Here is a 3,815-nt window from a genome sequence, read left to right as displayed (position 1 = left end):
CTCCCCCCACGCCCCCACGGTCACCGCCAAGTCCGCCGCCGTGTCCATCGGCACCCGCAAGGGGAGGGGCTGCACGCTCGTCCTGACCGTCGCCGGTGCCCTGGCCGCCGCCACCACCGCGGCGTTCTTCCTCGGCCTGCTGCCCGGCACGGGCGGGGACGAGGGCAGGAGCGGCGGCAACGCGGCCTCGCCCGGCGCGTCCGCCGCCAGCGCGGGGCCCGCCCGCCCCTCCACCGTCCTGAAGGACTTCTCCGGCACCTGGACCGGCCAGGCCGTCCAGTCCGACGGCACCCCCAACGGCACCATGACCAGCGTCATCACCGACGACCCCAACGCCCCCTACGCCGTCCGCACGACCTACGACGTGCTCGGTGTCATCCAGTGCCACAGCAAGGCGAGACTGACCTCGGCCACCACCGGGAGGATCACCCTGGAGGAGAGCACCGACGGCACCCCCGGAGCGGGCTGTACGGGCCAGACCTCGGCCGTGACGTACACCCTCGCCCCGGACGGCGGCCTCGCCTTCTCCTCCGACGACGTGAAGGGCGGCAAGGTCAAGGCGACGCTGACGAGGAGCGGCGGCTGACCGGCCCGGTATCGGGCCGCCTGAAGCCCCTCGCGTACCCTGACCCGAGTATTCGCATACCCCCTCCGAAGGGACGCCCGGTGACCGAGAACGCCGACCTTCAGTCCGTCCTCGACCGCGCCGCAGCCGGCGGCCGGATCACCCCGGAGGAGGCGCTCGAGCTCTACCGCTCCGCCCCGCTGCACGCCCTCGGCGCGGCCGCCGACGCCGCGCGCCGCAAGCGCTACGCGGGCATCGAGCACATCGCGACGTACATCATCGAGCGCAACATCAACTACACCAACGCCTGCGTCACCGCGTGCAAGTTCTGCGCCTTCTACGCCCCGCCGAAGAGCGAGAAGGTCTGGACGCGCCCGATGGACGACATCCTGCGCCGCTGCGCGGAGACGGTCGAGCTCGGCGGCACCCAGATCATGTTCCAGGGCGGCCACCACCCCGACTACGGCGTGGAGTACTACGAGGAGCACTTCGCGGCGATCAAGAAGGAGTTCCCGCAGCTCGTGATCCACTCCCTCGGCGCGTCCGAGGTCGATCACATGTCGCGGATCTCCGGTGTGAGCGTCGAGGAGGCCATCCGCCGCATCCACGCCGCCGGCCTGGACTCCTTCGCGGGCGCCGGCGCCGAGCTGCTGCCGGAGCGGCCGCGCAAGGCCATCGCGCCGCTGAAGGAGTCCGGCGAGCGCTGGCTGGAGATCATGGAGATCGCCCACACCATGGGCGTCGAGTCGACCTCCACCATGCTGATGGGCACGGGCGAGACCAACGCCGAGCGGATCGAGCACCTGCGCATGATCCGTGACGTCCAGGACCGCACGGGCGGCTTCCGCGCGTTCATCCCGTACACCTACCAGCCCGAGAACAACCACCTGAAGGGCCGGACGCAGGCGACCCTCTTCGAGTACCTGCGCATGATCGCCATCGCGCGGCTCTTCCTCGACAACGTCGCCCACATCCAGGGCTCGTGGCTGACCACGGGCAAGGAGGTCGGCCAGCTGTCGCTGCACTACGGCGCGGACGACCTCGGCTCGATCATGCTGGAGGAGAACGTGGTCTCCTCGGCCGGCGCCAAGCACCGCTCCAACCGGATGGAGATCATCGACCTCATCCGCAAGGCGGGCCGCGTCCCGGCGCAGCGCGCCACGACGTACGAGCACCTGCTCGTCCACGACGACCCGGCGAACGACCCGGTCGACGACCGTGTCGTCTCGCACCTGTCCTCGACCGCGATCGAGGGCGGCACGGCCCACCCCGAGCTGAAGATCGTCGAGGCGAGCTGACGGGCTGATCCCTTGCAGACGCTCCACGCGGCCGACCTGCTGATCGCCGTCCCCGGCACGGACCCCGTGCCGGACGGGGCGGTGGTCGTCGACGGCGGCACGGTCGCGGCGCTCGGCCCGTACGAGGAGCTCACGGCGGCGTACCCGCGGGCGCGGGTGCGGCGGTGGCCGGGGGTGCTCACGCCGGGGCTGCGGCAGTGGCACGGCAAGTGGCTGCTGAAGCGTGCCTACCACCCGGATCCCCGCGAGTACGAGGAGCTGGGCGACCGTCCGCTGACGGGGGAGCGGCTCGAAGCGCTCGACATGACCGACACGCGCTGGGCGGGCAGCGTCCGGCGCGGGGTGCAGCAGATGCTGCGGCACGGCACGACGGCGGTGGCGATCGGCTCGGACCCGGTGGTGGCGACGACGGTCGCGCGGTCCGGCCTGACGGTCGTCTCGCCCCTCGGCGCCCCGGGCATCCTCTTCGAGGAGCCGGACCTCGACCCCTTCCGCAACGCGTACGGCCTGGCGGACGCCGTCGCCACCCCGCTGACCGTCGGCGGCCGCGCCGACCTCGCCGTCTTCGACGTACCGGACGAGGCCACGCTGCTGGAGCGCGGCGCGGGCACGTGCGTCGCCACGGTGTTGGCCGGGCGGCTGGTGCACCGGCGCCGCTGAGGTGCGACCGGGTCGACCGGGTGCGGCCCGGCGGCCCGGGAGCCCGGGAGCCCCGTCAGTGATCCGTAAGGACCGCATCCCCGCACGTCAGGGCGGCATCAAGAGGAGCCGTTCGTACCGCTTTCACCCGGCAGGATGGTGATCGCGGGGACGGCCGCTTCGGTCGTCCCGCGGTGCGAAAGTGTGGCGGGCCCAGTCGTCGGACAGGCCGCGAGGACACGCACGACCGGTAGAAAACCTGTTGCCGAGGGGGCCGCGGGTGGGGGGACCGGTTGTCCTTGCGGCGGGCCCACAGGAGCGAGCGCAATCGGCACCGCGAGACGGCCGGTCCTTCCCGGGGCGGCCGTCCCCGTCCAAGGTCCTGCCGTCCCTGGCCGAGGTCCTGCCGTCCCCGCCCGAGGTCCTTCGGGGCCGTGGTGAAGAATGGGTCCGTGACCCGAGCATCCCTGGACAAGCAGCCGCACGAAGTCGCCGCGATGTTCGACGACGTGGCGGCGAAGTACGACCTGACCAACGACGTCATCTCGCTCGGTCAGGCCCGGCTCTGGCGCAAGGCCGTGGCACGGGCCGTCGACGCCCGCCCGGGGCAGAAGGTCCTCGACCTCGCCGCCGGTACGGGCACGTCCTCGCTCCCGTTCGCCATGGACGGCGCCTACGTCGTCCCCTGCGACTTCTCGCTCGGCATGCTGCGCGAGGGCAAGAAGCGCAACCCCTGGCTGCCGCTGACCGCCGGCGACGCCACGAAGCTGCCCTTCGCGGACGACGTCTTCGACGCCGTGACCATCTCCTTCGGACTGCGCAACGTCCAGGAGACCGACACCGCGCTGCGCGAGCTGCTGCGTGTGACCAAGCCGGGCGGGCGTGTGGTGATCTGCGAGTTCAGCCAGCCCACCTGGGGGCCGTTCCGCACGGTCTACAGCGAGTACCTGATGCGCGCCCTGCCGCCGATCGCCCGGACGGTGTGCAGCAACCCCGACGCGTACGTCTACCTCGCCGAGTCGATCCGCGAGTGGCCGGACCAGCCCGCGCTCGCCGCGCGGCTCCAGAAGGCCGGCTGGTCGAAGGTGGCGTGGCGCGACCTGACGGGCGGCGTCGTCGCGCTGCACCGCGGGTTCAAGCCGCAGGACTGACGGCAGGACCGTCGGGCGGCCGCACCGAGGCGCGGCCGCACCGAGGCGCGGCCGCACCGAGGGTGATTGTCATGGGCAGGGCGGTCAAGATCGATACGATCTTGACCGCCCTGCCCATGATCTTTTCCCAGCCCCGGAGGCACCGTGCCGACCGCGCCACCC

At 72.1% G+C, this 3,815-nt stretch carries 3 protein-coding genes and 1 pseudogene; all 4 read left to right on the top strand.

Annotation, left to right across the window (positions count from 1 at the left end; translation table 11 throughout):
- A pseudogene (locus K6I33_RS32865) lies at positions 1-586 on the top strand (serine/threonine protein kinase); the annotation flags it as partial.
- 80 nt (positions 587-666) lie between these two features.
- On the top strand, positions 667-1,863 hold the full coding sequence (gene mqnC / locus K6I33_RS32860) for a cyclic dehypoxanthinyl futalosine synthase (RefSeq protein ID WP_229358303.1): 1,197 nt from the start codon (positions 667-669) through the stop codon (positions 1,861-1,863).
- A 12-nt stretch (positions 1,864-1,875) separates the two neighbouring features.
- Positions 1,876-2,523, top strand: a complete 648-nt coding sequence (locus K6I33_RS32855) for a hypothetical protein (RefSeq protein WP_229358301.1) — start codon at positions 1,876-1,878, stop codon at positions 2,521-2,523.
- A gap of 431 nt (positions 2,524-2,954) precedes the next feature.
- On the top strand, positions 2,955-3,653 hold the full coding sequence (locus tag K6I33_RS32850) for a demethylmenaquinone methyltransferase (RefSeq protein WP_229358300.1): 699 nt from the start codon (positions 2,955-2,957) through the stop codon (positions 3,651-3,653).
- The last annotated feature ends 162 nt before the right edge of the window (positions 3,654-3,815 follow it).

This window comes from Streptomyces sp. UNOB3_S3, from assembly GCF_020740895.1.
GTDB lineage: Bacteria > Actinomycetota > Actinomycetes > Streptomycetales > Streptomycetaceae > Streptomyces.
The sequence above is the reverse complement of the archived record's forward strand: the minus strand, read 5'-3'. Positions and strand labels throughout refer to the sequence as shown.